Below are 26,575 nucleotides of genomic sequence, written 5' to 3'. Positions count from 1 at the left end.
GTGCGGCGTCTCTGCGCGCCATGACCAAGCATACGACGCCGCCGCGCCGGCGCAGGGCCCAAACGGCCAAAAAGAGACACCAATACGGCCATTTCCGCGGCGGACGCCCCAAGCGCGGCTATCCATACTATGCTGTTTACATCTTCAAGAGGAGCCCCCGTGACGGCGAAATCCCACCATCCCGATGCCGAAGCCGACGTACAGCCCCACGTGATCCGCCAGGTGCTGCAACTGCTGGCCAGTCGTGGACACTCGCCCGAGCGGCTGTGCAAGGGGCTGGGCTTCACGCCCGAGAATCTGTGCGACGCCAGCTTCCGCGTCTCCTACCGCCAGACCAGCCAGCTGGTCAAGCGCGCCATGCAGCGCTGGGGCGACCCGGCCATCGGCCTCGCTACCGGCGCCCGCCAGACCGTGGTCTGTTTCGGCCTTCCAGGCCTGGGCATGCTGACCTGCGCCACGCTGGGCGAAGCGTTTCACTACCTGATCCGGCACCAGCGCGCGGCCGGCGCCTTCACCGTCAATGAACTCGGCATCCTCGATGAACACCACTTCGTCGCCGAGGTGACGACGCGTTTTCACGATCCCGAGATGGAGCCGTTTTTTGTCGAGGAGATTTTCGTCAGCAGCGTCGAAGTGTCGCGCGCGCTGGTCGGATCGCACTTTCGCCCGGCGCGGCTGGAGCTGCGCTATCCGCGCCCCGCCTATGCCAGCGCCTACAACGAGTACTTCCGCTGCCCGGTGGTGTTCAACGCGCCGCTGAACCGGCTCATTTGCGACATGGCCTGGTTCCACTGCCCGCTGCCCACCTACGACCGCTACATGCAGGCCACCCTGCAAGCGCAGATCGAGCAGCTGCTGGCCGTCGAGCAGCCGCGCAACGACCTGGTGGAATCGATCATGAACCTGCTGCGGGCCTCGATCGACGAGGTGCCCGGCCTGGCCGCCGTGGGCGAGGCGCTCAATCTCAGCGAACGCACGTTGCGCCGCCGTCTGTCGGACCTGAACACGTCCTATCAGCGCCTGGTCGACCAGGTACGCTACGAATGCGCGCTCGACCTGCTCAAGCGCAGCGACATGCCGCTGGTGGAAATCGCCATGGCCACCGGCTTCACCGATGCGCGCAACTTCCGCCGCGCGTTCAAGCGCTGGTCCGGCATGCTGCCGAACCAGGTGCGGCAAGGCGCCGTCGCGCCGCGCCTGAATGCCTGGGCCTGATCCAGCGTCAGGACAGCTCCCACTTCCCTTCATGGGAAACCACCAGCCCGCGCTTGCGCAGCGACTCCAGGTAGCGCGCGTGGCCGCGCACGCCCTTCTTGCGGAACAGCGGTATCAGCCGCGGCAGAAAATTCGGCGCCAACATCGCCAGCCGCACCGACCATGACTCGCTCAAGCGCGGATAGCGCTCCAGGCAAGGGCTGTCCAGCATGCGCATCACCTGGCGCGCCACGTCCGCCGGCTGCTGCGGCGGATCCATGAACTGCAAGGTGTTGCCGCCTTCGACCGCCTCGCGCATCAGCATCGGCGTCTCCGTGGCGGAGGGCAGCACGTTGCCGACATGGACGCCGTGCCGCTCGCGGTCCATGCCCAGGCACAGCATGGCGCCGCGCAGGCCGAACTTGGTGGCCGAATAGACCCCGGTCTCCGGCAGCGGGAAGATGCCGCCCAAGGACACCGTGTTGATCACGCGGCCGTCGCCGCTACGCTGCAGGGCCGAGAAGGCCAGCCGCGTCAGCACGATGGGCGACAGCAGGTTGATGTTCAGCTCCCCCAGGATATGGTCGACCGAGCGCTCCTCGAAGTGCCCGGTGCCGGTGATGGCCGCGTTGTTGACCAGGATGTCGAGCCGCCCGTAGCGCGCCTGCACAAAGGCCAGCAAAGCGGGCAGCTTGGCGAAGTCGCTCAAGTCGACGGCGAAGCCGACCGCCGCCGGCCCCAGCTCGGCGGTGGCGCGGTCCAGCGCCTCCTGGTTATAGTCGGCCAGCACGCAGATGATGCCCCGCGCGATGAAGCCGCGGCAGATCTCGCGGCCGATGCCGCCGGCGCCGCCGGTGATGAGGGCGACCCGGCCGCCCTTCGGTGTTGTAGCCATATGCGTTCCTCTCAGGTGTTGGTACCGCCGGCTGCGCCCAGCTGCATCCAGATGGTCTTGGTCTCGGTGTACTGGTCGTGCGCCATCAGCGATTTTTCACGGCCGCCGAAGCCGGACTCCTTGTAGCCGCCGAACGGCACGCCGGTGTCGCCCTCGGAGAAGCAGTTGACCGACACCGTGCCGGCGCGTATCGCCCGCGCCACGCCGTGCGCGGCATCCAGATTGCTGGTGTAAACCGAGGACGCCAGGCCATAGTTGGTGTCGTTGGCCATCGCAATGCCCTCCGCCAGCGTGTCGAAGCCCAGCACCGACAGCACCGGCCCGAAAATCTCCTCGCGGGCGATGTTCATCCCCGGCTGCACGTTGTCGAAGATGGTCGGCTCGACAAAGCTGCCGCCGGAATCGCGCCGCACCTGCGCGCCGCCGTGCACCAGCGCCGCGCCCTGCGCCTTGCCGCCGTCGATATAGGCCAGCACGCGCTGCATGTGGCCAGGCTCGATCAGCGCGCCCACCCGTGTGGCAGGATCGAGCGGATCGCCGACCCGCCACTCGTCGAACGCGCCCTTCACCAGTTCCAGCAGCTCGTCCTTGCGCGAACGGTGCACGATCAGGCGCGAACCGGCGCTGCAGTTTTCGCCCTGGCAGAACAGCGCCCCTGTGGCCACCTGCTGCGCCACGCGCGGCAGGTCGGCGGCGTCGGCCAGCACCAGCGCCGGGCTCTTGCCGCCGCATTCAAGCACCACCCGCTTCAGGTTCGACTCGGCCGAGTATTTGAGGAACAACCGCCCCACCTCACCCGATCCAGTAAAGCTGATGCAGTCGATGTCGCGGTGCCGACCCATCGCCTGCCCCACCGTCTCGCCGTAACCCGGCACGATATTCAGAACGCCTTCCGGAATGCCCGCCTCCAGCGCCAGGCGGCCCAGCATCAGCGCCGTCAGCGACGTCTGCTCGGCGGGCTTGATCACCATCGAATTGCCGCTGGCGAGCGCCGGCCCGATCTTCCAGCCGGCCAGGTAGAGCGGGAAGTTCCACGGCAGGACAGCACCCACCACGCCGATCGGCTCGCGCACGATCATCGCCACCACATCGGGCGCGGTCGGCGCCATCTGGTCGTACAGCTTGTCGGCCGCCTCGGCGTGCCAGCGCAGGCTCTCGATCATGTCCGGCAGGTCGGCGCCCAGCGCATCGCGTATCGGCTTGCCCGAGTCGAGGCTCTCCATCAGCGCCAGCGTTTCCAGGTTGGCCTCGACCAGATCGGCAAGGCGCAGCAGCACCTTCTTGCGATGCTTGGGCGAGGCCCCCGACCAGTGGCCACGTTCGAAGGCCTGGCGCGCCGCGCTGACCGCGTCGTCCACCTCGACGGCGCCGCAGCGGGCGATGCCGGCCAGCCGCCGTCCGGTGGCGGGATTGATGGAGTCGAACTCCTCGGCCGAGACGGCGTTGACGAAGCGACCGCCGATCAGCGCGCGGGTTTCAAAATCCAGCTGTGTCGCCTGTTGCTGGTAGTAGTGCACTGTCTTGTCCACGGATGTTCCCCTCAAGCTGCCGCACGCAGCGCCGGCGATGGTTGCGCCGCCGCGCTGGTGCGCAAATGGTCGTAATAGGTTTCGCTCAGTTCCGGCCAGCCCATCTTCTTGCGCAGCCGCTTCAGATAGGACTTGAGCGCGTGCGCCTCCAGATACACCTCGTGCCGCTGCGACTTGACGAATTTCAGGCCGCCCGACAGATCCGGATCATCCCCGGCGATCAGCGCGTCGAACCGGCTGGCGCCGCCGGGATTGTCCATCTGGTCGCGCAGATAGGCGGCGATCATGAAGGCTTCCGTGTCGAACAGCTTGTAGGCGCTGGAATTGGTTTCGACATAGCCGATGCCGAACAGGTTGTGGTGGTCGCGGCTGAACATCGACAGGTAGAGCTGCGGCCTGCCGCCGCGCCACTCGAAATATTCAGCTGCGTATTTGCAGCTCCACTTGTAGCCGGTGGCGTAGATCACCAGGTCCAGCTGCTCGCGGCTGCCGTCCTTGAAGACCACGTCGTTGCCGTCGTAGTAAGCGATATCCGGCTTGACGGCGATATTGCCGTGCTGGAGATTGTGCAGCAGCTGGGAGTTGAGCAGCGGATGGCTCTCGAACAGGCGGTGATCGGGCTTGGGCAGGCCGAAGCGCGTCAGGTCGCCGGTGAACATCTTCAGCAACAGCCCCATGACAGGCCGCGCGATCCACATCGGCAGGTGCGGGCCGCTCTCGCTCACCTGGTCGGCCGGCAGGCCAAACAGATGCTTGGGGATGAAGTGGTAGCCGCGCCGCAGGCTGATGAAGGCCTTGTCCGCGCGCGCCGCCGCGTCGCAGCCGATGTCCGCGCCGGAGTTGCCGGCACCGACGATCATCACGCGCTTGCCGGCGAATTCGTCGCTGCTCTTGTAGGTGACGGAGTGGCGGATCTCGCCATTGAACTGGCCCTTCACTTCCGGCATATTGGGGTCCCAGTTGCAGCCGGTGGCGCAGATGACGGCGCGATAGCGGCGCCGACTGCCATCGCCCAGCGTTACCAGCCACGTCCCGCTGTCTTCCTTGTGCACGTTCTGCACCGCCGTGTTGAAGCGGATCGCGCCGCGCAGGCCGAAGGCCTCGGCATAGCTGCGCACATAGCTCAGTATCTGTTTATTGGTGGGATAGTCGGGGAAGGACTTCGGCATCGGGAAGCCGATGAAGCCCGACAGGTCGCGCGACGAAATGAAGTGGGCCGATTCATAGATCGGGCTGCCGGGATTGTTCATGTCCCAGATCCCGCCCACATCCGAATGGCGCTCGAACTGCTCGTACGCCAGCTTCATGCCCTTCAACGCCCGCGCCGCAGACAGGCCGCCCGGCCCTGCACCCACCACGCACACCGCGTTGCCGCAATCGATAATTTTATCCGTCTGTTGGTTCGCCATGTTCAGTCTCCCGTTTATGAAAATACAGGATTCATTGTGCAAACAAAGGCGATGCCGCACGGGGGCCAAAAGGACAGGCAGGGAGCAATTCCGGCCAAGACGTCCGCGCGGGCGCCCCTGCAACACCGGGACCGGCTTGGCCTCGCCGGCATCCCTGGCTGTCCGATCCAGCCCCCCTCCTCGTCCGATGCGCGACTACAGTCCATTCACAACGCAGCAGAAAAAACACATCCATCAACCCGGGAGACATCGTGAAGACACCAGCAATACATCCACCATCCAGCCGCATGCGCACCCTCGCGCGCCACATCGCCATAGCGTTCGCGGGCGGCGCGACGCTCGCCGCGCACGCCGCCAACGACGACGTGCAGAAAGTCGTCGTCACCGCACAATCGCGCTCGCAATCGGCGCAGGACGTGCCAATCTCGATGGAGGTCGTAACGGCCAAGGACATCCAGAACCTCGGCGCCAAAAACCTGGGCGACCTGAATGGTTATCTGCCCGGCCTTCAAGTCGATGCCACCCAGGCCACGCAGCCGGTGTTCGGCATACGCGGTGTGCAGCCGGGCGATTTCGGCATCGGCACCGACACGCCGGTCGGCATTTACGTGGACGGCGTGTACACCGGCAAAACCGGCGGCGCGCTGATGAACTTCATCGACATCCAGCGCGTGGAAGTGCTGAAAGGGCCGCAAGGGACTCTGTTTGGCCGCAACAGCGCCGCCGGCGCGATCTCCGTCGTCACCAATGAGCCGGACGACAATTTCGACATGGCCGGCCACATCAAGGTCGGCAACTACAACCGCCTCAATATGGACGCGATGCTCAATCTCCCGCTAGGCAAGGACACGGCGGCACGCCTGGTGGTGGTGCGCGCCGCCAGCGATGGCTGGGTGCGCAACGCGGCCACAGGCACCCGCACCGGCGGCGACAACTCATGGGCCACCCGCCTGTCGCTGAAGCAGAAGATCAAGGACGCCACGATCAACCTCTCGTGGGAGCACGAGCAGCTGCGCCAGCACGGCTGGCCGGCGTTCGGCGTGGTCAAGGATCCGGCGCTGCCGCAGGGCGGCTACACCGGCGCCTATGATGCCGCTTACATCGCCAACTTCGTCGACCCGCGCAAGGCACCGCTGGAGAACGACACCGATGGCCGCGAGCGGCGCGTGTTCGACGGCGTCACCCTGCGCACGGAACTGCCGCTGGACGGCGTGACGCTGCGCTCGACTACCGCCTTCCGCACCTTCTCCTCGTCCAACCTAACCGACAACGACGGCACCAGCCGGGCCGACTTCCGGCTGGCCACCGACGATCATAAGAACGCCTACAACTGGCAGCAGGAGTTCAAACTATCTGGCAAGACCGATAAGCTGGACTGGATCGCAGGCGTCAGCTTCTACGACAACCGCGAGCGCCAGACCTCTTCAGCGATCGTCAACACGGCGACGCTGGACACCATCAGCCAGATGCGCGGCGGCGCCGCCGATTTCGCCACGCTGTTCGCCGGCCTGGGACAAGCCGGTGTACCCGGCGTCGACGGCTCGTCGAATTTCTCATGGGGTGAGAACACCTACCCCAAGCTGCGCAGCCGCGCCGTATCGATCTACGAGGACATCATCTGGCACGTGACGCCAGCCACCAACCTGACCACGGGCGTGCGCTGGAGCCGCGACCGCAAGACGATGCAGTGGTACGTGCCTGCGCGCCAGTCGCCGGAACTCGACGCCCTGCTCGACACCTATGGCCCCGTCGCCGGACTGGATGCATCGGCGCTGCCGGCCAACGTGGTGTTCGGCGCAGCGGGACAGTTGGCCGCCGCGCCGATCAGCGCTTCCCACAGCTGGAACGACTGGAGCCCGCGCGTGGTGCTGGACCATAAGCTGACTGGCGACCTGCTGTTGTTCGCATCGCTGTCGCAGGGTTACCAGGCCGGCGGCTTCAACGTCTTCACCCCGCCGAATCCTGCGTCGGCCGATCCCAAGGTACGCGATCCGAGCTTCGCGCCTGAGAAGATGACCAATCTGGAGCTGGGCTTCAAGCTCTACCTCCCAAGCATCAAGGCCACGCTGAACGGTTCCCTGTTCGCCTACCGCTTCAAGAACCTGCAAGACATCAAGCTAGGTGGCACCGGCGCCATCTCGACCTACAACATCGTCAGCAGCGACCAGCAGGCCAAAGGACTGGACCTCGATGGCCGCATCCGCGTCGGCCACGGCATCACGCTGTTCGCGGGAGTTGAATTAATCGACCAGACCTACCATCGCTATCAAACCACCGGCAACGACGGCACGGCGCTGAACCTGTCCGGCCAGCCGGTAGGCACGCCCGCCTTCAGCGGCATGGCCGGCATGAACGGCAGTTGGGATGCGCCTGGCGGCAGGATCAGCGCAACGCTGCAAGGCAGCTACCACAGCAAATCGCGCTGCAACGACGACACCCGCGCCCTGCAATGCATGAACGCACCGGCCTTCAGCACCGGTACGGCGGTCAGCAAGACGGACCTGCGCCTGGCCTGGGACCACGCCAGCGGCAAGTTCGGCGTGGCGCTACTGGTCAACAACCTGTTTGACAAACGCTATGTCTACAATCTCGATGGCCAGACCAAGCCGCTCGGCATGCCGTTTGCCAGCATCACGCCGCCGCGCGCAATCGGCTTGGAACTGAGAGGCAGCTTGTAACGAACAAGGGGCGCGCGGCAGGCAAGCCGCCGCCCGTCATTCCAGCTTGGAGTCTTGGTCGCAAGCGTATTTGGGATGCGGCGCTGGAGCGAGGAATGTATCGATGGCGGATGTAATTCTGGCCTTCAGTTGTTCGCTGCCAGCATCTTGCATATCGTTGTGGCGAGAGCCTTCGATGCGGACCACGCAAGTACCGTAGCGGCTCCGCTCTTCCGCGTTCGGCAGGACACCAGGGTCCGCAGTGGTGTCGCTGGCACGAATTGTCAGGACGTGGATACCAATTGAACGTGGCAACGCGACCCGCCGGCTGTCGAGGCTGATCAGACCGGAAACGCGGCCCGCATTGTCAGCGGCGAACTGCGCCGAACTGTCTCCGCCAAGGGAGTGCCCGACGAGGAGCAGATGGCGCCAATCGAACTGCGGATACCGAACTGCGGTTTCATCGATCGCGGTGGAGATCGACCGAGAGGCCACACGGGCCAATGCTTGTACTTGCTTCGACACTGGAGCGTTCGGGTCCAATTTCACGCCGCCGGCGCTGTCCTGCAGGGTGATAACCAGGTAACCCATCCGGTTAAGATAGTTGGTGACGAAAGCGTAATCCGAACCAGAAAGTCCATATCCTGGGCTTAGGATTGCTACTGGACATGGTATCGCGCTCGTACAGGCTTGAACATTGGCTGGAACGTGAATGTCCGCTGGGACGGCAGCCATGGCCATAGGCATGCCAAACATCAAGGGCATCAGGACGAACAGACGGCGCATGCGATCCTTTCTTAATACGTATTAGCTCAAGTTTGATCTGACACGCTGTGTCAGCGGGCCGGCTGCTTCCGCCCCATAACGGAAGCCGTCCCCCCTTGCTCTTCCGGCATCCTCCTGCTACCTAATGACTTCTATTTAGAATGGAGGCCATCGTACATCCCCACGCACCATCTATAATCGGTCAAGTGAAACGACGAGAATTGGTGCCAGAGGTATCTTTTTTTCGATCCAGCTCCGAAGAAAGTCCTTCTGCCAGCTTCCTAGCTCCTTAGAACTTTGAAGCAGTTGTACCGCTCTCTTATGCTCATTTTTTGCACAGCTCATTATTAATGCTTTAGCCGCACTCGTCTTCCGGAATACGGGAATCGAGTTTGAGGAATTAAATACCGCACCGGCCTCCGCAACTACTGTTGCAGTTAGATCGGTAACCTGATGAAGCGACTTCAGCATCCACAAATAAAATTGGCTTCGATCCGACCGCCTAACCGCCATCGCCTGCTCTGTAAGCTTAATTGCATCGGCCAAGTCCAGAGGTAAGTTCTTCTCTTTTGCTACCTTCAGTGCTAAAACCAGCATAAGGTCAGCGCTTCGCACCAAATGGAATTCTCGACCAGATCGTTCAGAAACGGTCTGGAGATTGACAAGAAGTGATTGGATCTCAGCAAGTTGGTCACCATCGTTGGGATTATTGGCAAATCGATAAATCTTTGCTTTAACTAGAGAGTTCAGGTTATGAAGTGCGTCTTGCCGCTCATATGCTTTCTCCGCAGCGCGCACTGCTGCATCGAGTCTAGGAGGACTTAAACGCAGATTGGAGCGGGATATCTCAGTAAGCACCGCACCGTGCTGCCTGGCAGCATAAGAGATATCTTTGAGAATTGAGTTTGCTACTTCAAATTCAGCGAGCGCATCACTGTGATTACCCGTTACCCTAAATCTAAAGCCATTGAGGAAGGCCGCCATAGCTTGAGCTTGCCTCTCCTTTTTCGAGCCTAAAAAGTGGGAGCTTAAAAATGTACGCGCTCTATCTACGTCGGGGTCATTACGAGTACGTGCGGCAGCGAGACCAAAATATCTAGCGATCTCAATGCGAATCGTTTCATCCACGTAGTTCGTAGAATGAGTCAGTTTATCCATAGCTCGCCGCAAAATCGAATGCGAGACTTCGTACTCCTCTTCTATGTAGCGTTCTACGCCCGTCTTAAACAACATGGAAAGTGAAATGAACGGTTCTACAAAGGGAGGGGGCTGACCGGACGAACGTAACGAGGCTGCGGCCTTGTTTGCCAGATAAACCATGCCGTGACCATCATCAATCTCATGTTTTTGACCAGCAAAGTCCTGCAAAACTTTATCTAACTGTGGCACAGGGCCGCTTTCCCATAATACGAAACCCAATCTGCGCTGTAATAACGGTGGAATTCTCAAAAGACTATCTGAAAGCTGTTCAAACACGCCGTACTGCAACAACCCGTAGAGATCATAGCTACCATAGCCCTGCATTTGCATAATTTCTTCAAGCGTAGACTGCGCAACTACCCCTAACTTCTCAACGACCTGCATCGCTATAATGTCAGCGGGGCTATCCTTAAATTTTCCTACTATATATCCAAGCAGCCCCGTTAATGATGCTGAAAATTTTTCCTCCTCAGAACGAGCAAGCCGCTCCAGATGCTGCAAGTTAGCCTCACTTGACGCCAACCGCATAATATTTTGGCACAGACTTGGACTACTCCCAGAGATATGGCAAACCATAAGTTGATTTTCAGCCGTCCATTTTGCCGGATCGGGGTCCACATGGCTGAGATTGAAAACCAGTTCCCCCATCTGGGGTTCATCCAAACCTGGCACCCGCGCTCTGCCTGCACTTGGGAAATGGCGGAGCAATTCGTCTGTCACTGGGTTTGATGTCACAAAGAAGATGAGGGGAGCTGGGCCAACTTTAAAAGGTTCGACCGCTTTCGCTACCCATTGAGGAATGCCAGCAGAGGGATCAACGCCACTGTAGCGATCCATGATGAGAACTAAATAATTCCTAGTAGCCCTGAAGCGATGGACGATCTTTCGTATCTCTTTAATAGGGTCAAGTTCGCCGGAGCTAACCCCCATAATAATATCGAGCTTTGTACCAAAGGACTCACCCGAGCACTCCAATAGCCGCTCAAGAACATCCTGTGGCCCTTCTACATTATCGAATGCTACCAATTTAGGCAACAGATGTTTGCTACCTTCCATATAAGTCTTGATAGCAGTTCGTCGACCATCGCCCTCAGCACCCGAAACAAAAATAAACTCTTTCTTGTAAAAACCTCCTCCGTCCAGCGCGGCGGCAATGGATTTTTGAATCTCGGGACGCCGAACCAGTATGGAGGTTGAAAAGCCAGTTGATTCAAGTTTCCTTTTGATCAATTCGGCAATGCCGTCGATATCTCGGTCTGGAGAAACAGCGCGCTCAAGTCGCCATCTACCTAACGTGAACTCCTCTTTTCCGTTAATAGGGTTCTTTCCGCGTCGCTGAATATTCGGAGATTTTCTAGAGGTCTGCACGACTAGCAACTCTCGACCGGAATCGAGAGACTCCGCTCCTCTTTTAAAGCTTGCAAGTTCCAACATAGCATGTTCACTAGCAATGTAGTCATCAGACCAAAACGCTACGAACAGCTTGCATGTATTAACTTCCGCCTCAATCTCTTTTCGAAAAGCGACCCCCTCCTCGCCATTTCGTGTGTACATATACACTAGTCCATCCGGGAGGAGACTTTTTACCTGAGCTGCAAGGTGGGTGTCACGTACACCACCCATCGAAAGGAAAATTGAATGCATATGATAATTTTAATGTTTATCTAAAAAATCGCGCCAGGGGTCAGAATCTCATGCGAAAGTCGGCTATTGGCCGCTTACAGCCTAAGCGCCGTGTTCCAGAAGAACCAAATCACCTTCACCATCTCGCTCAAGCGCGGAACCAACTGGGAGGTCTATGAAAGCCAGTATCGACGGGTCGTAATTCACGATCGTATTGACGTCGTAGACATCATGATGCTCACTTTGACCCATATACCGTTCGTCTTCGTCACCCGCAAAGAAACGCCAACCGCTGTCTTGCTCGTTTAATGGTATCCCTCGGTACATATAGCCTACTGGACAACCATCGACGACAATCCGGTCAGTGGCTAAGCATCCTCCAACCCCACTTACTATCGGCGCTATTTCTTCCGGCGAAAGCTTGAATTTCTTGGTCTGCAATTTTTTCACCCAATATTTCTTGACACACTGCTATGCTTGAAGGGCTGCTTGTGGCCGATAGGCGAACTATTCGTATAACTCAGACCAAGCCAATCGTTCTTCCGTCCATTCATCTAGTTCGGACTCATCCAGGCTGGAAAGCATTGCACCGAGCTTCAGCTCGCCTTTCGCCAAGGCGAGCACACCGAGAATAGCGTTAGTAGTGGCGCTGTCGATTTCTGCGCCGATGTCCGCCAAGGCCAAAGCGGAGGCTTGCTCCCACGCGCTATCGTAATCCGCTTTCAACCATTCGGGTACAGCGGGATTATCTTTACGATGACGCGCAACCTCTATAGTCGCTAACAGTCCGTAGAAATTCCAATCGCGGGCTGCAGCGTTGTTTGCGATGCACACCAGTTGGGGCACCGCAGCGTAAGAAGCAATATCAACATTGCCTTGATGGTGAAGCTCGTCCCATAGCTCATTCCATACATCACTTCCATTTTGCATCGACCGCAGGGCTATCGACACATCATATGGAACTCTGTAACCGCCGTGGAACTCCTGCCATTTGTTATCTTTCAAACTCAGCATGAATTAATCGTCTTTCGTTTGCGACGGGCTGCTACTGGCCGGTAGCCGCATCATTTGAAGTTATAGCCTGAGTTTGAAGCCCTCATGGCTGCCAGCAAAGCCAAGGCGCGTATAAAAACGATGTGCTTCGATTCGGGTTTTGTCACTGGTAAGTTGCACTAGGCTGCAGCCACGTTCATTTGCCAGCTGAATTGCCGCCTTCATAAGCCAACTACCCATGCCTTGTCCGCGCATAGCGCCATCAACGCGGACGGCTTCAATATTAGCCCGAAGTGCGCCACGACGGCTAAGTCCCGGTATGAAGGTCAACTGCAGCATTGCAATTACCTTCTCACCCAGCTCGCCGACCAACAAATACTGATTAGCGTCGCTATCAATGGCATTGAATGCCTGAACATAGCACGCATCAGTGCTACCGACAGCCTCTCGATTTTTCCCTAATGCGTCGTCGGCCAACAGTTCAAGGAGCCGAGGCAAATCGCTGAGCGTCGCGCGTCGCGTAGACAAGCTCTGATGGTCGATCATTGATAGTGTCCGATGAGTCTGCAATTGGCCGTTAACGGCTAAGCTTCAAGCAGCCAATTATTTGGACGAACGAAGCCAATAACGTCCGCCGAAATCTGTTCGAAAAAGTGGCGGAACACCTCTGCATTTTCGACCTGCTGGCGCTTTGCCACGTAGCTGAAGGGCGACACGGAGACCGAGGAGCAGTCAGCGGTTTCCGCCTGTGCCATCGTCAAAAACGTTCCGTCTGCATCGCTTGCGATGCACCATTTCAATTGAGTGCACGCACCGAGAAGCAGTCCGAAACCAAAACCTAAGCCCGATATCGCCACGTCATCTGTCGCGCGGCCAAATTCTTTATCCTGACGCCACCGAGCTCTTAGAAAATCCACGTAGATTGGGGTAACTGGAAAAGCGTTGACTACGTCAACGTGTGGCGTATATCGGGCATTCAACGCGAGTAAGTTCGGCAGATTCTCGGTCCGCAGACGGTCGAGTTCTCCCGCATCAAGCTGGTGGTCAATCGTGAATCTGTAAGCTTCAGAATTCATGCGCAAGGAATCAATTCAATTAATAGAGACGTCTGCTCTTGGCCGTGCCCGACCCAATACACAAGGATACCAGCTTGCCCAAATGAAAAGCTCACCAATTTCCACAGCGTTCGAATATAGCCGCATCTTGTCAGGCGTATAGTAGAGCTTCAATTCAGAAGGTCTCTCATGTCGCCCCATCCAATGGTTCGACGAAATAGGTTTAGACCCCACGGCGTACAGCACACACACAACGCGCCGGACGAAGCCCACTCTCATCTACCGACACAAAAAAAAATCTGCGAGCGGTGCAGCTATTGCTCGGCCATACGCGACTGGACAGCACAGTTCGATATCTTGGTATTGAGGTAGACGATGCACTGGAAATGGCCGAGCAAACAGACGCTTAAGAAGAGGAGCGACGCCAGCAGTCGCCCGAAGCCGCCAATCGTCGTTCCCGCGAAAGCGGGAACCCATGCTGAGCATTCAGACAAGCGGCGTATGGATTCCCGCCTACGCGGGAATGACGGGTCTTGGCCGTCAACGGCCAATAGGCTCTACCGAAATAACACTTGCACGTAAAGCCTTAAAGCCACCGGATAGACCATAGCAGTGGTTTATCTCAACGGCAAGCGCTTGCGCATCCTCATCAGCATCGTGCATCAACCTAAAGTCCAATCCCGAAATCACGTTTTGATGGTTTAGACCATCCAGTTCCAGGTCGCTGACATGCTCGAACAGAAAATGAATGAGGGAATCATTTTCCAGCCGATACGCGCTCTCTTCGGAGGTATCACGCGTCATGTTCCAACCCCGCACGTACAAATCAATACTTGGATAATATTTGCCATCGGGTAGACGGCGCGTGCGGTCAAGTACAACTTTGTACACCTCGCCGTCATGGAAGCCAGGCCAACGTCCGAAGACGTTTAATACAAGTTCATGGTTCTCAATAAATTTGTAAGTGTCCATAAGTCATTCATGCGCTAAGGTCCGGGAACGGCTGCTCTTGGCCGAATCCAGCCGGCCTCGTTCATGATAGCAGCTTGCCTACCTACAAAATCACAAATGCTCACTCCAGGCTGAAGCCGCCCCGTTGCAGACGATCACGTTCTAGCTTCGAAGCTTAGTTCTCCGCCAAGTTCAACGCCATAGTGACCGAGGGGCGTTCCGAACGAATAGCAATCTTCGTAGTCATTTCCGAAGGAACTGCAATGGATGACGAGTGAGTGCTTGTTTTCGAAGTTGAGGCGCAGATCAAAAGCCGGCGTGGAACAAGTCACTGCCGTGATTCGTTGTCCGCAAATGGATCGGCTGCCATTGACCATTGGACCATCATTGGCGTTCGACATATGGCTCCCTGCGACGACTTTCGAGTCAGAGTCAATTCGCCATGGGCACCAGATCAACATCGAATAGGCACCTTCATATCGCCGGATTAGCTCACTCAAATGAGGATTGTTCACAGGCTTTCGTCTGAGCGTCCGGGCGCCAATGTGCAGTCCGAGGACGGATCCAGAGCCTTCACCGCAAACGACGCCCCAACATTCTTCGCCAACCAATACTGAAAGGTCGCACAGAAGTGCATCGCGTAAGGACATGCTGACTTTCCGGTTAATTATTGACGTGTCTGTTGTCACTGCCCGCTTCTGGCCGCTCTCAGTCCCACGCTCCAAGCTGGACTAAGTTGGATCGAGGTCCGTAGGGAAGCGACTTGCTTCTAGCCATTCCGCTTCATCTAACCCCTCGGTTTTCTCGCGGCGATGCCACGCCCGGTTCAAATGCGAAAAAACATGCCCGAGGTCGATACGTAGATTTACCTCGTCATAGTCTGCATCATCGCTCATATTGGATAGCAACGTAGCCAAGTGTTCTTGGGCATCTTCAAGCTCGTGCATAAGTGCCGCCCACGCAACTGGCGCGCTTTCCTTGCTAATCATGGGCAACCTTTAACTGTGTTTAGGCAAATCCGGAACTTTCGCTTGTAGCGGGTACCTGTCGATTGTACTCGAGACCGACCGGCACCTGCGGGCTGGGCCTCTGATCGTCCTTGTACCAACAGATCGGTCCGACCTCATCCTTCGGGTCAGCGGCGAGAGCTCGCATCAAATCGCGGCCATCATCGGTGCGATCGATCCAGACGCTTTCGAGGCCAATATCCTGGCACTGACTCGATCAACGTTTCTGGCTGAAGAAAAATTGTCTTTCTCATAGCGACGCAATACGCTACGATCTAGTCGGTCAACTGCGGCCTGCCGATTGCCGCATCCTTGTCTAAACCTACTTGGTAGCCCTCGCAGTGTCCGAGCAAATTGTCGATCCCGCCGTCGCAGATGCACCCGCGCCGCCCGTTCCGCGGCGAGCAGTTGCCGCAGCCCTTGCGCTGTTCTGGCTGGCTTTCGTCACCATGTACACCTTGCGGGCGGCACTGCTCGGGGTCGACCATCAAGCCGAGTCGTTGATGCGTCGTGCGGCGGTGGCGACTGTTGGCATTTCGCTTTCCTGGCTGATGTATCGGGTGCTCGAACGGACCGCAACGGCATCGTTGCGCCGGAAAATCCTGCTGACCGTGATCATGAGCTTGCCCTTCGGAGCGGGGTTTGCCGCTGTCAATGTTCTGGTGTTTTATGTCATCGCGCCGCTGCCTGGTGCGGACTGCAACATGGACGCGCCATGCATCAACCACCAGGTCATTGTCGCCATTTCAGACTTGTTGATCAGCTGGACCTTTGTTTTCCTTGCGTGGGGCATGTTGTGCCTGTCCCTGACGTCGGCGGCCGCGACCAGGCTCGCCGATTCGCGTGCCAATGCCCACCGAGCTGCGGCCCGCGTCGCTGAAATCCGGGCCTTGCGCTACCAAGTCAACCCGCACTTTCTCTTCAACGTCCTCAACTCGCTGATGACTCTCGTCCGGCGCCGTGACATGGCCGAAGTGGAAGTGATGATTGGGCAGATCGCGCGTTTCATGCGCTACAGCCTGACAGCCGATCCCCTGGCAGACGCCGTTCTGGCCGACGAAGTCGATATACAGGTCGGCTATCTCGAACTTGAACGCCGGCGGTTTCCACTGCGGCTGCAGGTGCGGGTGGACGTCACCGTCCAGGCCGCAGCCTCGCTTATACCAAGCTTGCTGTTGCAGCCGCTCATCGAGAACGCCGTCAAGCATGGGCTGGGCTGTTCAGCCGACCCTGTACTGATCCAGATCCTGGCCCGCGTCCTGCCCGATGGCCAGCTTCAGATTGTGATCGAAGACGATGCCGTTCATGTAGGCACGGCGCCAAAAGGCATGGGCATAGGCCTGAAAAACGTCGCCGAACGTCTGGCCCTCCAGTACGACGGCAAGGCGACGTGCACGGCCGGGCCTGTGTCGCCGAGTGGTTTTCGGGTGGTGTTGCTGCTGCCAACGTCCAGGCGCTAGCAGCAATGTCGATCCGCGCATTTATCATCGACGACGAGCCGCTCGCGATCGACGCTGTATGTCAGATGTGCCAGCAAGCCGGCACGGTGGATGTGATCGGCCACGCCAGCGATGGAGCAGCGGGCCTGATCGCGCTCGCATCGCACAGGCCCGAGCTTGTTTTTCTCGACATCGGCATGCCCGGTATGGATAGTCTTGCGCTTGCCATGGCGATTCAGGCCTGGAACCCCGCGCCGCTCGTCATTCTGGTGACCGCGTTCGATCACTTCGCCACGCAGGCCTTCGATCTGGCCGTCGTCGATTACCTTCTCAAGCCCTTGGAATCGAACCGCTTCATGCGGGCCGTGAACAGAGCGGAGCGGATCCTCGCGGCACGCAGGGCCACCGTTGGTCACGCGCCGCCGATGCAGGACTTCTGGGTTCCCCACGCGGGCAGCATCGTGCGCGTGCCCGCCGATTCAGTGCTGCGCATCGACGCCGAGCGAGACTATGTCCGGCTCAGCGTCGAAACACGCTCCTACTTGATGCGCGCCGTGCTGTCGGCGCTTGTTGGCCGCCTCGACCCGGCGCTGTTTGTGCAAGTGCACCGCTCCACGGTCGTGCGCATTGACTGCGTTGCCCATTTAAGGCACGTAGGCGCGGGTGCCTGGGAAATCATCGACCGCGACGGCCGACCTGCCAGAGTCGGTCGCAGCTATCTCACGGAAGTCAAGGCGCGGCTCGGATTGCCGCTACCGGATTGACCGTGGGCGCGTGCAGTTCGTCGCGCTGAAACGTCGTTCGTCGATTATCAATCGTCTTCGCCTGGTCTCCCAATTACAGTGCTGCGCAAGCCCGGAAACCACCACCTCTATCGAGAACGCATGAATGCCACCAAACCCAATTATGTAGCGATCCGCGCCGGCATGCTCGGCGCGTTGCTGATCCTGGCGCAGCAAGTTGGCATCGCGGCCGACACGCCCCCGGCCGGCGCGCCGAAAATTTTCGCGGCGGGGGTCATTTCCGGCCCCGCCAATGATGCCGACCCCACTTTTTCTCCCGATGGGAACACGGTCTATTTCTCCCGCAATAACACGATCATGCGCTCACAGCGGGCCGGCGACCATTGGAGTCCAGCGCAGATCGCCGCGTTTTCGGGGCAATGGATGGACCAGCAACCGAGCATGGCCCCGGACGGCTCCTTCCTGGTTTTTGTCTCCAACCGCCCCGTCAAGCACGGCGACTTGACGGGGCCCGCGGGCAACCTGTGGCGCGTCGATCGCCTCGGCGACGGCTGGGGCGAACCGGTGCACCTGCCCGCCACCGTCAACCGCGGCAATAGCACGTGGGCGCCCAGCGTGGCAGGCGACGGCAGCCTGTACTTTATTGAGCGGGCCAGTGCCGAAGCGCCGTTCCGCCTGTGGCGCTCGCAATATCGAAACGGCGCCTACTTGCCGCCAGTAGCGCAATCGTTCGGCGACCCACGCACGCAGGATGTCGACCCGGCCGTCGCGCCGGACGAATCGTTCATCGTGTTCGGCTCGATGCTGCCTGGGCCAAACGCATACGAACGCTTGTCGATTGCGTTTCGGCGCGGTGAAGGCTGGGGCACGCCGGTTGATCTAGGCGAGCTGGTCAATGGTCGCGGCTCCATCGATACCAACGAGGCACGGCTCGGGCCCGATGGCCGAACCCTGTATTTCAGCACCAGCAGAACCGAAGCTGTCCGTTTCCCGCGCACACTCGCGCAGGCGCGGGAGGATCTGGCCAGGAGCGAGCAATGGGACAACGGCAGCCAGAACATCTGGAGCGTGTCCCTGGCGCCGTGGCTCGATGCGCACGCGGCGGAAGCGGGCCGGTGACCTGTTGGCGCACCACGTCATGACCTGCGCACGCGTTACGGCGTAAGGTGCCGCCGCGTCACCCGGAGCGCGGCCAGGCCGCAGATAAGGCTAGCGGCAATTGCTGCCATTGTTCATATCGATCACGTCGCCGTTGATGAACGCCGGCGCATCGGTGGCCAGCCAACTGACCGTCTCCGCAACCTCCACCGCGAGGCCGAGCCGCTGGCTGATGGTCGCCGCCATCAAGCGCTTCTTGCGCTCTGGCGGGATGGTCTTCGTCATTTCCGTTTCGACGGGGCCCGGCGCAACCGAGTTGGCGATCACGCCCCGTGGCCCGTATGTGCGCGCGAGCGAGCGCATGGCGTTCATGAGGCCAGCCTTGGAGATGCCATACCAGATATCCGGATGGCCAATTTCGCCTGCGATCGATCCCATACTGATGATGCGGCCGCCGCCATTATTGGCCATCCGCTCGGCCACGGCGACACTCAACCTGACTGCAGTGATGAGGTTCACATTGAGGATGTGAAGGATAGCGTCCGCATCGTAATCGCTGGCCGTCATGGGATTCATGATGCCGGCATTGTTAATGAAAACGTCGGGCGTACCGATCTTGTCGATGATCTGCGCGGTCTGTTCGTAATCCGACACATCGGCGGTCCACGAAGTCAATCCCTGGTGGACGGAAGCCATGCCAGACCGGGACAACACATGCACCTCAAATCCCTTATCCAGAAGCTTCTTCGAAATTTCATACCCGATGCCCCGGTTACCGCCAGTGATAATCGCCTTCATTCTTAAATCCTAAGTTGTTGTAAAGAGCAGTTAATAGAAGCCGCGTGTCACTGATCATCCAGCACCGCCGTTGACCACGGTGCCAGCACGGTCCAGCCCAGGCGTTCGTAAAGCGCGCGCCCGGCTTCTGTTGCGACAAGAAGCCGCTCCATGACACCGGCTTTTTCAGCCACGGCATCCAGGTTCTGCATCACCACGCTACCCAGGCCGAGCCGGCGATGGGCTTCTTCTGTAATGATTTGGTCAAACACAGCGCTACCCGCATGCACCGCGACGCGGCCTGATGCTGCCAACTCGCCGCTGGCATGAATAACACGTGCGATGTGTCCTCCATGTTCGGCTTCCACCAAAACGTGGTAGTCCGACGGTAAGATCGCCTTGCCTGGTGCGGCCGCCGGGCCGCGCATCAGATACCCGGGGGCTTCGATTTTCCAGCGGTCCGAAAGTGCGGCACGCATAACATCAGGCGCAACGGGCGCCTTCAAGAAGATACGGGGAACCTGTATTTGCGCGGCACAAGCTTTCAGTGCAGGCCCAGCGTCGACGAACACATGGCGACGTAACTCTCCAGCAGTACCAACTTCGACGCACAGTCCGCCGGAGTGATTGAACGGAAGCGACAGGCCCCGAGCCAGGCTGCGGCCTTTGAGCCAACGTTCGATAAGGGTTAAATTCAAGCTCATAGTTCTCATTGGCGTCAATTTCAATTGGCGTTATCGAGGCGAAGCCGGGCTACGAAGACGGCAAACAGCAGCGTTCCGAACAGGGCGGACATCCTCATGACATGAGCACAAATATTATCGAAAATATATTATGCCATATGCCGTTTCAAAGCTGTTCCGGATAGCCCGTGATATCCGCGATCTCCTGGTACATCGGCTGCAGCTGCTTGTACATGTTCAGGTACACGCGCCGATACAGCTTGTCGTAGATCTGCCGGTTCGCCTCGATCGGCTGGAACACGCGGCCCGGCCGCGTCATCGCGCGCGTCGCGCTGTCGAAGTCTTTGTGCAGCCCCAGTCCCGCCGCCACCGCGATGGCCGCGCCCAGTCCCGACGTCTCGTACACATGCGCGCGCGCCGCAGGAAGGCCGAAGATATCGGCCGTCAGCTGCATCGCCGCATCGCTCTGCGATCCGCCGCCGGCCACGCGTAACTCCGTCACCGGCACGCCGCCGCGTTTCTCGATCCGCTCCCTACCCTCGCGCAGCGCGTAGGCCAGGCCTTCGAGGATCGCCCGGTACATATGGGCGCGCGTGTGAACATCGCCGAAACCGATCATCGCCCCCTTGGCTTCAGGGCCAGGTGTCTTGATGCCGGGGCTCCAGTAAGGCTGCAGCATCAGCCCCATCGAACCGGGCGGCACCTCGTTCACCAGCGCATCGAACATCGCCTCCGGCGACCTGCCCTGCTGCGCGCCGGCCATCTGCTCGAAGTGCCCGAACTGCTCCTTGAACCAGTTCACCATCCAGTAACCGCGAAAGATCTGCACCTCCGTGCTGTAGGCGCCCGGAATGGCCGCCGGATAAGGCGGTATCAAGGGCGTGACCTCGACATATTTTTTGGTGGTAGTGTTGATGGTCGCCGTAGTGCCGTAGCTCAGGCAGGCGATGTGCGGCTCCAGCGCGCCGGCACCTATCACCTCGCAGGCCTTGTCCGCGGCGGCGGCCACCAGCGGCGTGCCTTCCGGGATGCCGGTTGCCTCGGCGGCGGCGGCGGTGATCGCACCGATCACTGTGCCCGGCGCCACCAACTCCGGCAGCATATCCGCCCGCACGGCCAGCGCCTCCCATTTCCAGTCGCGCGCCCCGGCCCACTTGTGGCGCTTGTAATCGAACGGCAGATACGCCACCTGCGAGCCGACGGAATCGACATGCCGCCCGCACAAGCGAAAATTGAGAAAGCCAGACAGCAGCAGATACTTGTCGGTCTTGTCCCATATCTCCGGCTGATGCTCGGCGATCCAGTTGATCTCGGCCTCACGCCGGAAGTACTCGATGGTGCCGGAAACGCGCGCCAGCTTGAACGCCGTACGCCACAAAAAACTCAACGGCTTCTGCTTGCCCACACGGCGCTGGTCCAGCCATGTGATCGCCGGCCGCAGCACTTTGCCGTCGCGGTCCAGGTTGACCACCGTGCCGCGCTGGGTCGTCACCGCCACGCCCTTGACAGCGGCCCGCGGGATATCGGTCGAAGCCCACAGCTGCTGGCACGCCTGGCCTACCGCCTTCCAGTAGCCATCGGCATCGTGCTCCGCCCAGCCGGGATGATCGGAGAAGTATGCCTGCAAATGCACTTGCGCCTTGGCGGCAAGGTTGCCGTTCAAATCGAACAGCAGCGCGCGCACGCTCTGGGTGCCGTTGTCGATGGAAAGAAGGTATTGATCGGCCATGTCGCTCTAGTCTCGTAATGCGTGCCCGTACTTATGCGGGCAAGCTGTAGTGGGTATTCCATAATGCCAGATAGGCAGCCTGCTCGACATTCCATCGCTCGTCGCTCCACCCCAGTTCCGGCTGGCAGATGGCACGTAGCCGGTCGAGGATCTCGACACCGCCACCGCGCAGCTGGATGCCGATGCGGCTACGGCGCAGCAGCAGGTCTTCCAGCTTCTGCACCGACTCGCAACGGGCCGCCCAGCGCAGCTGCGCCCAGATGGTCTCTGTGCCGGGAATCAGCGCCAGTTCCCCTGGCTGTGCCGCCGCGACCAGCTCCCGCGCCAGCGCGCCGTAGCGCCCTTGCAGGCGCAACGCCTGGCCCGCCGGCAGGTGGCGCTGGTAGCGCAAGCGGAACGGCGGAGCAGCGCCAAACACCGGCTGCGGCTCCAGCTTGTCGCACCACTCCGGCAGCAGGGTGGCCGCCAGCTTGAGCGCATCCAGCGCGATCACGCGGAACGTGGTCAGCTTGCCGCCGGTGACCGTCAACAGCCCATCCTCCAGCCACAGCGCATGGTCGCGCCCTTCCTTCGACGGATCGGCCTTGCCGCTGTCGATCACCGGCCGCACGCCCGCATAGCTGGCGATCACGTCGCTCTCTTGCAGACCCAAATGCGGGAACTGGTCATGCAAGGCAGCCATCAGGTAATCGACTTCAGCGCGCGTGATCGCCGCCTCACGGGACAGGTCGCCCTTGTGGTCGACATCCGTCGTGCCGACCAGCGTAACGCCTTCCCACGGAAAGGCGAACACCGGCCGGCCATCCTGCGGATGCATCAAACTGATCGCCTGCGCCAGCGGCAAACGCCAGGCCGGCAGCACCAGATGACTGCCACGCAAAGGCCGCAAGCGCGGCTTGGCACCACGCGACGCAGCATCGCCCTGCAGGCGCAAGCCATCCGCCCAAGCGCCGGTCGCGCTGATGACCAGCCGTGCGCGCACATCATGCTGCGCGCCATTCAGCCCATCGCACAGCCGTACTCCGCGCACGCCGCCATCGACCCGCAGCAGCGATTCCACCGCCATGTAATTGACCGCGACGCCGCCATGCTGCTGCGCCTCCTGCAGCACGCGCATGACCAGCCGCGCATCGTCCGTCTTGGCGTCGGTGTAGACCATGCCGCCCTTCAGCCCCGCCGTGGAGACGTTGGGCGCCAGCGCCTCGAACTCGGCTCGGTCGAAATAATGGCGTGCCTTCTGTCCCGCCATCCGGTCATAGATCGCCAGCCCAAGCAGGAACATACGCTTGCCAGGCTTGCGGCCTTCAAACTCGCCGAAGGCAAAGCTCTGCGGCTCCACCAGGCCCGCCGCCTGCTGCAGCAAATGCTCGCGCTCATGCACCGACTCGCGCGTCAGCGCAAACTGGCCTTCCTTCAGATACCGCAAGCCGCCGTGCACCAGCTTGGACGAGCGGCTCGACGTGCCCCAGGCGAAATCCCGCTGCTCCACCAGCAGCGCCTTCAACCCGCGCCGCGAAGCCTCCAGCAAAATCCCCGCGCCGGTGATGCCGCCACCGATGACGATCAAATCCCACTCGCGCCCCAGCACCTCCGTCAGGCCAGAACGACCGCCACTGCGCCACAGCGCCGTCATGGCAGCAGCTTCCCGGGATTCATGATCTGCTGCGGATCGAAGTGTGCAAACAAGGCCCGCATCGCCGACAAGCCCAACTCGCCCTTCTCCGCCTCCAGGTACGGCGCATGATCGCTGCCCACGCCATGCTGATGGCTGATGGTGCCGCCGCTCTCCACGATCGCCATGCTGACCGCGTGCTTAAGCGTGCGCCAGCGCGCCAGGTCCTGCTCATAATCGCCGGCCAGCCGGTACACAAAGGTCGAATAAACGCTCGCCCCCTGCACGTACAGGTGCGACAGGTGCGTATAGGCGTGCACCTTCTCGCCGTGCTGCGCCAGCGCTCCCGTGGCAGCCGCCTCCAGCGCCCGCATCATCGTGCCGACGCGCGGCCAGTCCACCGCAGTCTCCACCGTATCGATCGCATAGCCATGCTGCCAGGCCGCGTTGCGCAGATAGACATTGCGGAAGCGGTTCTGCTTCCACTTGTCGCCCATCTTGCGGCCGATGTGCGCACCGCCGTGCGCCGACGTCAGCGCCAGCGCGTCCTTCAACGCCGATTTGGCCGAGGTCTTGCGGCCGCTCACGCCTATCATCAGCATGCACTTGCCGTCCTTGCAGCCGCGCCACGACAGATAGCGTTCCAGCGCGGAGATCAGTTTCTTGTGGCCGGCCAGCGCCAGCATGGTGGTCGTCTCCAATGGATTCGACAAGCGCAGCATCGACAGCGACAACCCCGCCTGCACCACCTGCCGCACCGCTGCCTCCGCCGCCTCCCAGCTCGGGAAGAACACCGCATGGAAGGCCTCGTACTCCGGCAGCGGCGTCACGCGCACCGTGGCCTCGGTCAGGATGCCCAGACGGCCCTCTGAGCCCAGCACCATCTCGCGCAGATCCGTGCCCGCCGCCGATGCCGGGAAAGTAGGTATATCCAGCGTGCCGGCCGGCGTCTCCACCTTGCCGCCCTTGAACATCTGCTCGATACGCCCGTAGCGCAGCGACTGCTGGCCGGAGGAGCGCGTCACCACCCAGCCGCCCAACGTCGAATATTCGAAGGACTGCGGGAAGTGGCCCAGCGTGTAGCCGCGCGCCCGCAATTGCGCCTCCAGGTCCGGCCCGAACACGCCGGCGCCGAAGGTCGCAAGCTGCGATTCCGTATCCAGGAAATACATCTGCCGCAAGCGCGTCAGGTTCACCGCCAGCACCGGCTGCGCGCCGGCCTGCGCCGTCAGATGCCCGGCCACGCTGGTGCCGCCGCCCTGCGGTATCAGCGCAACACCGAACTGCTGCGCATAGTCGATCAGCGCCCTCACCTGCTCGGCGCTTTCCGGATAGGCCACGCCATCCGGCGCCGTCTCGATCACGCCGTAACGCAGACGCAGCCAGTCCGGCAGGCTCTGGCCCAGCGCGTTGCGCAGCCGGACCTCGGCCGAGGTGTCGATCAACCCACCGATCAGCGCGTGCGACGGCAGCCGCGACGGCGCGATCCGCGCGCACGCCTGCTCGAAGGCCGCATCCGCCACCGGCGTGCCGGCGCCGATGCGCTGCGCCAGGAAACCCAACGCGTCCTCGCTCAGCGCAAACTCTATCGTATCGTCACCCCAACCGTTCCAGCGTCTCATTGTTTTCCTGTCTGCGTAGCGGAGCGCTTGCTATACTGGCGCGCACCGAGTTTGAATGACAACAGAATAAGATAACGAACCAACTAGGTATTGCGCTTTTATGACACACGCCTTGTCCAATCATGCCAAGTAAGCCCGCTGACCTGTCGCGCCGCGTGGCCGGCTCCTACCTGCAGCCTCTGCTCGAAGCGGCAGCCGCGCGTGGCGTCACGGCTGCGGCACTGGAGCACGCTGCTGGCATGGCGCCGGACTCCCTGCAACCGCTGCCCGAATCGCTGCACGCCGACGACTACGTGCGCCTGCTCGACATCGGCGCCGAACTGGCAGCCGATCCGAATTTCGGCCTGCACGTGGGGGAACGGGTCAAGCTGGGCACCTACAGCGTGTATGGCCTGATCCTGCTCAGCTGCCGCGATTTCGGCCAGGCCTTCGAGCAGACCATGCGCTACGAGCAGCTGGCGCATGACCTGGGCCGCTCCGCGCTGACGGTGGCCGACGGCGTGGCGCACTACACCTGGCACAGCAACTACAGCCCGGCCCAGCGCCACCTGGCCGACAGCGTCTTCGCCGGCATCCGCGTGTTCGGCAACTGGCTGGCCGGGATCACGCTGCCGGCCGCGCAGCTGGCGCTGATGCATGATGGCGGCGCTCCCGAAGCCCGCGACGAGTATCTGCGCGTGCTGGGCACCATGCCCAGCTTCGGCGCTCCGGCCAACGTCGCCAGCTTCGACGCCGCGCTGCTGGCCTTCCCCGTGCCGAACGCCGACGTCAGCCTCTACCCGGTGCTGCAACAGCACGCCGAGCAGCTGCTGCGCCAGCGCGCGCAAGCCGACAACTCGATCGCCCAGCAGGTGCATGCGGCCATCGTCCGCAACCTCGCACACGGCCAGGTAAGGCTGGCCTCCATCGCCGAGGAATTGAAACTGTCGCCACGCACGCTGCAGCGCAAGTTGAGCGACGCCGGCGCGAGCTTCCAGCAGATACTGGACCAGGCCCGCTTCGCGCTGGCCAAGGACTACCTGCGCCAGCCGGACCTGAGCCTGGTGGATATCGCCTTCCTGCTGGGGTACCAGGAGCAGAGCGCCTTCAATCACGCGTTCAAGGAATGGGCGGGCGTCAATCCCGGCGCGTATCGAAGCTAGATCGGATTGCCCTTGACCCGAATGAAGGGCCCCAGGCACTTGTCCGTGCGCCGCTCCACGCACATCAGGAACATATCGCCGCTGGGGTGGAACAGCAGATAGCTGGTGACGGCGCGTCCGACCTCGGTCACGTCGCCGAGGCAATCGCGTTTGCCGTTATCCTTGACGATGGTGTCGACTTCCTTGTAGAAGCCCTCCTTGTCCGGCTGGTCGCTGATGGCGAAGGTGGACTCGGCCACCTCCTCGTTGCTGAACACCAGCGTGGTGCCGTCGCCGCGGATGCGATAGGTCTCGCTGCATGAACCGTCCGGCAGCGTGATCTGCCAGGTCCCGATGACGGGATGACTCTGGCGCAGCGGCGCCACCGTTCCCGCGCTGGCCGGCGCCATCAAGACCGCCGGAATCGCCAGCATCGCCACCGCCCGCCTCAGACGCTTGTTCATGGCCCGCCT

23 protein-coding genes and 1 pseudogene are annotated in these 26,575 nt (G+C 60.7%); 7 read left to right on the top strand and 17 right to left on the bottom strand.

The annotated features are described in order from the left end of the window. Positions 1-159 precede the first annotated feature (159 nt). Positions 160-1,215, top strand: coding sequence for an AraC family transcriptional regulator (locus tag ACEN9O_RS18980; protein ID WP_495613394.1), 1,056 nt, complete (start codon positions 160-162; stop codon positions 1,213-1,215). A 7-nt stretch (positions 1,216-1,222) separates the two neighbouring features. Here ACEN9O_RS18980 and ACEN9O_RS18975 read toward each other — a convergent pair whose 3' ends face one another. Genes ACEN9O_RS18975 through ACEN9O_RS18965 form a run of 3 tightly spaced genes read right to left on the bottom strand, consistent with a single transcriptional unit; the run spans position 1,223 to position 5,027 of the window. Next, positions 1,223-2,089: an SDR family NAD(P)-dependent oxidoreductase gene (locus ACEN9O_RS18975; RefSeq protein WP_495613393.1), complete on the bottom strand. Its 867-nt coding sequence runs from the start codon at positions 2,087-2,089 to the stop codon at positions 1,223-1,225. 11 nt (positions 2,090-2,100) lie between these two features. Next, on the bottom strand, positions 2,101-3,618 hold the full coding sequence (locus ACEN9O_RS18970; protein ID WP_495613392.1) for an aldehyde dehydrogenase: 1,518 nt from the start codon (positions 3,616-3,618) through the stop codon (positions 2,101-2,103). An 11-nt stretch (positions 3,619-3,629) separates the two neighbouring features. After that, positions 3,630-5,027 (bottom strand): flavin-containing monooxygenase, encoded by a 1,398-nt coding sequence (locus tag ACEN9O_RS18965; RefSeq protein ID WP_495613391.1) that lies wholly within the window; start codon positions 5,025-5,027, stop codon positions 3,630-3,632. A gap of 251 nt (positions 5,028-5,278) precedes the next feature. Here ACEN9O_RS18965 and ACEN9O_RS18960 point away from each other — a divergent pair, with 251 nt between their 5' ends. Next, positions 5,279-7,705, top strand: a complete 2,427-nt coding sequence (locus ACEN9O_RS18960; protein ID WP_495613390.1) for a TonB-dependent receptor — start codon at positions 5,279-5,281, stop codon at positions 7,703-7,705. A 36-nt stretch (positions 7,706-7,741) separates the two neighbouring features. On the opposite strand, the gene ACEN9O_RS18955 is transcribed toward ACEN9O_RS18960, so the two are convergent. The 6 genes from ACEN9O_RS18955 to ACEN9O_RS18930 form a co-directional block, all read right to left on the bottom strand. Continuing rightward, the gene (locus ACEN9O_RS18955) at positions 7,742-8,470 is read right to left on the bottom strand and encodes an alpha/beta fold hydrolase (protein ID WP_495613389.1); all 729 of its coding nucleotides are present in this window, start codon (positions 8,468-8,470) and stop codon (positions 7,742-7,744) included. A gap of 171 nt (positions 8,471-8,641) precedes the next feature. Then, on the bottom strand, positions 8,642-11,203 hold the full coding sequence (locus ACEN9O_RS18950) for a hypothetical protein (protein ID WP_495613388.1): 2,562 nt from the start codon (positions 11,201-11,203) through the stop codon (positions 8,642-8,644). 171 nt (positions 11,204-11,374) lie between these two features. Continuing rightward, positions 11,375-11,722: a DUF2185 domain-containing protein gene (locus tag ACEN9O_RS18945; protein ID WP_495613387.1), complete on the bottom strand. Its 348-nt coding sequence runs from the start codon at positions 11,720-11,722 to the stop codon at positions 11,375-11,377. A 57-nt stretch (positions 11,723-11,779) separates the two neighbouring features. After that, a complete protein-coding gene (locus ACEN9O_RS18940; protein ID WP_495613386.1) occupies positions 11,780-12,286 on the bottom strand; it encodes a hypothetical protein in 507 nt (168 codons plus the stop codon). Between the two features lie 60 nt (positions 12,287-12,346). Then, positions 12,347-12,811, bottom strand: a complete 465-nt coding sequence (locus tag ACEN9O_RS18935; protein WP_495613385.1) for a GNAT family N-acetyltransferase — start codon at positions 12,809-12,811, stop codon at positions 12,347-12,349. A gap of 38 nt (positions 12,812-12,849) precedes the next feature. Further along, entirely contained in the window at positions 12,850-13,341 is a 492-nt protein-coding gene (locus ACEN9O_RS18930; RefSeq protein ID WP_495613384.1) for a hypothetical protein, read from the bottom strand. Positions 13,342-13,522: 181 nt separating this feature from the next. Here ACEN9O_RS18930 and ACEN9O_RS18925 point away from each other — a divergent pair. Continuing rightward, positions 13,523-13,730 (top strand): annotated as a pseudogene (locus ACEN9O_RS18925) (tyrosine-type recombinase/integrase); the annotation flags it as partial. A 130-nt stretch (positions 13,731-13,860) separates the two neighbouring features. Here the strand turns inward: ACEN9O_RS18925 and ACEN9O_RS18920 are convergent. Together ACEN9O_RS18920 and ACEN9O_RS18915 are read right to left on the bottom strand one after the other, a co-directional pair. Beyond that, the gene (locus ACEN9O_RS18920; RefSeq protein ID WP_495613383.1) at positions 13,861-14,292 is read right to left on the bottom strand and encodes a hypothetical protein; all 432 of its coding nucleotides are present in this window, start codon (positions 14,290-14,292) and stop codon (positions 13,861-13,863) included. Positions 14,293-15,002: 710 nt separating this feature from the next. Further along, the gene (locus tag ACEN9O_RS18915) at positions 15,003-15,260 is read right to left on the bottom strand and encodes a hypothetical protein (protein WP_495613382.1); all 258 of its coding nucleotides are present in this window, start codon (positions 15,258-15,260) and stop codon (positions 15,003-15,005) included. Positions 15,261-15,619: 359 nt separating this feature from the next. Between ACEN9O_RS18915 and ACEN9O_RS18910 the strand changes: the two genes are divergently transcribed. From ACEN9O_RS18910 to ACEN9O_RS18900, 3 genes are all read left to right on the top strand, one after another. Beyond that, entirely contained in the window at positions 15,620-16,738 is a 1,119-nt protein-coding gene (locus ACEN9O_RS18910; protein WP_495613381.1) for a sensor histidine kinase, read from the top strand. Between the two features lie 5 nt (positions 16,739-16,743). Further along, positions 16,744-17,481, top strand: coding sequence for a LytR/AlgR family response regulator transcription factor (locus ACEN9O_RS18905; RefSeq protein WP_495613380.1), 738 nt, complete (start codon positions 16,744-16,746; stop codon positions 17,479-17,481). A gap of 120 nt (positions 17,482-17,601) precedes the next feature. Further along, complete coding sequence (locus tag ACEN9O_RS18900) at positions 17,602-18,579, top strand: TolB family protein (protein ID WP_495613379.1); 978 nt, start codon at positions 17,602-17,604, stop codon at positions 18,577-18,579. 90 nt (positions 18,580-18,669) lie between these two features. On the opposite strand, the gene ACEN9O_RS18895 is transcribed toward ACEN9O_RS18900, so the two are convergent. The 5 genes from ACEN9O_RS18895 to ACEN9O_RS18875 all read right to left on the bottom strand — a co-directional run bounded on the left by ACEN9O_RS18895 (position 18,670) and on the right by ACEN9O_RS18875 (position 24,981). Next, a complete protein-coding gene (locus ACEN9O_RS18895; RefSeq protein WP_495613378.1) occupies positions 18,670-19,356 on the bottom strand; it encodes an SDR family NAD(P)-dependent oxidoreductase in 687 nt (228 codons plus the stop codon). A 47-nt stretch (positions 19,357-19,403) separates the two neighbouring features. Further along, complete coding sequence (locus ACEN9O_RS18890) at positions 19,404-20,039, bottom strand: GNAT family N-acetyltransferase (RefSeq protein ID WP_495613377.1); 636 nt, start codon at positions 20,037-20,039, stop codon at positions 19,404-19,406. A 145-nt stretch (positions 20,040-20,184) separates the two neighbouring features. Further along, positions 20,185-21,747 (bottom strand): FGGY-family carbohydrate kinase, encoded by a 1,563-nt coding sequence (locus ACEN9O_RS18885; RefSeq protein WP_495613376.1) that lies wholly within the window; start codon positions 21,745-21,747, stop codon positions 20,185-20,187. Between the two features lie 31 nt (positions 21,748-21,778). Continuing rightward, entirely contained in the window at positions 21,779-23,380 is a 1,602-nt protein-coding gene (locus tag ACEN9O_RS18880) for a glycerol-3-phosphate dehydrogenase/oxidase (protein ID WP_495613375.1), read from the bottom strand. Beyond that, a complete protein-coding gene (locus tag ACEN9O_RS18875; RefSeq protein ID WP_495613374.1) occupies positions 23,377-24,981 on the bottom strand; it encodes an FAD-binding oxidoreductase in 1,605 nt (534 codons plus the stop codon). The genes ACEN9O_RS18880 and ACEN9O_RS18875 overlap by 4 nt, the downstream gene beginning before the upstream one ends. Positions 24,982-25,103: 122 nt before the next feature. Between ACEN9O_RS18875 and ACEN9O_RS18870 the strand changes: the two genes are divergently transcribed. Next, positions 25,104-26,123, top strand: coding sequence for an AraC family transcriptional regulator (locus tag ACEN9O_RS18870; protein WP_495613373.1), 1,020 nt, complete (start codon positions 25,104-25,106; stop codon positions 26,121-26,123). Here ACEN9O_RS18870 and ACEN9O_RS18865 read toward each other — a convergent pair. Next, positions 26,120-26,566, bottom strand: a complete 447-nt coding sequence (locus tag ACEN9O_RS18865) for a hypothetical protein (protein WP_495613372.1) — start codon at positions 26,564-26,566, stop codon at positions 26,120-26,122. The two genes, ACEN9O_RS18870 and ACEN9O_RS18865, sit on opposite strands and share 4 nt — an antisense overlap. Between the last annotated feature and the right edge of the window lie 9 nt (positions 26,567-26,575).

The sequence above is a fragment of the Duganella sp. Dugasp78 genome, from assembly GCF_059491455.1.
The sequence above is the reverse complement of the archived record's forward strand: the minus strand, read 5'-3'. Positions and strand labels throughout refer to the sequence as shown.

Bases quoted from the DNA above. Each gene is read 5' to 3' on its own strand.
- ACEN9O_RS18865 (WP_495613372.1), bottom strand. From the start codon at position 26,566: ATGAACAAGCGTCTGAGGCGGGCGGTGGCGATGCTGGCGATTCCGGCG.
- ACEN9O_RS18940 (WP_495613386.1), bottom strand. From the start codon at position 12,286: ATGCTGAGTTTGAAAGATAACAAATGGCAGGAGTTCCACGGCGGTTAC.
- ACEN9O_RS18950 (WP_495613388.1), bottom strand. From the start codon at position 11,203: ATGTACACACGAAATGGCGAGGAGGGGGTCGCTTTTCGAAAAGAGATT.
- ACEN9O_RS18930 (WP_495613384.1), bottom strand. From the start codon at position 13,341: ATGAATTCTGAAGCTTACAGATTCACGATTGACCACCAGCTTGATGCG.
- ACEN9O_RS18870 (WP_495613373.1), top strand. From the start codon at position 25,104: ATGCCAAGTAAGCCCGCTGACCTGTCGCGCCGCGTGGCCGGCTCCTAC.
- ACEN9O_RS18875 (WP_495613374.1), bottom strand. From the start codon at position 24,981: ATGAGACGCTGGAACGGTTGGGGTGACGATACGATAGAGTTTGCGCTG.
- ACEN9O_RS18935 (WP_495613385.1), bottom strand. From the start codon at position 12,811: ATGATCGACCATCAGAGCTTGTCTACGCGACGCGCGACGCTCAGCGAT.
- ACEN9O_RS18880 (WP_495613375.1), bottom strand. From the start codon at position 23,380: ATGACGGCGCTGTGGCGCAGTGGCGGTCGTTCTGGCCTGACGGAGGTG.
- ACEN9O_RS18885 (WP_495613376.1), bottom strand. From the start codon at position 21,747: ATGGCCGATCAATACCTTCTTTCCATCGACAACGGCACCCAGAGCGTG.
- ACEN9O_RS18895 (WP_495613378.1), bottom strand. From the start codon at position 19,356: ATGAAGGCGATTATCACTGGCGGTAACCGGGGCATCGGGTATGAAATT.
- ACEN9O_RS18965 (WP_495613391.1), bottom strand. From the start codon at position 5,027: ATGGCGAACCAACAGACGGATAAAATTATCGATTGCGGCAACGCGGTG.
- ACEN9O_RS18890 (WP_495613377.1), bottom strand. From the start codon at position 20,039: ATGAGCTTGAATTTAACCCTTATCGAACGTTGGCTCAAAGGCCGCAGC.
- ACEN9O_RS18915 (WP_495613382.1), bottom strand. From the start codon at position 15,260: ATGATTAGCAAGGAAAGCGCGCCAGTTGCGTGGGCGGCACTTATGCAC.
- ACEN9O_RS18955 (WP_495613389.1), bottom strand. From the start codon at position 8,470: ATGCGCCGTCTGTTCGTCCTGATGCCCTTGATGTTTGGCATGCCTATG.
- ACEN9O_RS18975 (WP_495613393.1), bottom strand. From the start codon at position 2,089: ATGGCTACAACACCGAAGGGCGGCCGGGTCGCCCTCATCACCGGCGGC.
- ACEN9O_RS18905 (WP_495613380.1), top strand. From the start codon at position 16,744: ATGTCGATCCGCGCATTTATCATCGACGACGAGCCGCTCGCGATCGAC.
- ACEN9O_RS18920 (WP_495613383.1), bottom strand. From the start codon at position 14,292: ATGGACACTTACAAATTTATTGAGAACCATGAACTTGTATTAAACGTC.
- ACEN9O_RS18900 (WP_495613379.1), top strand. From the start codon at position 17,602: ATGAATGCCACCAAACCCAATTATGTAGCGATCCGCGCCGGCATGCTC.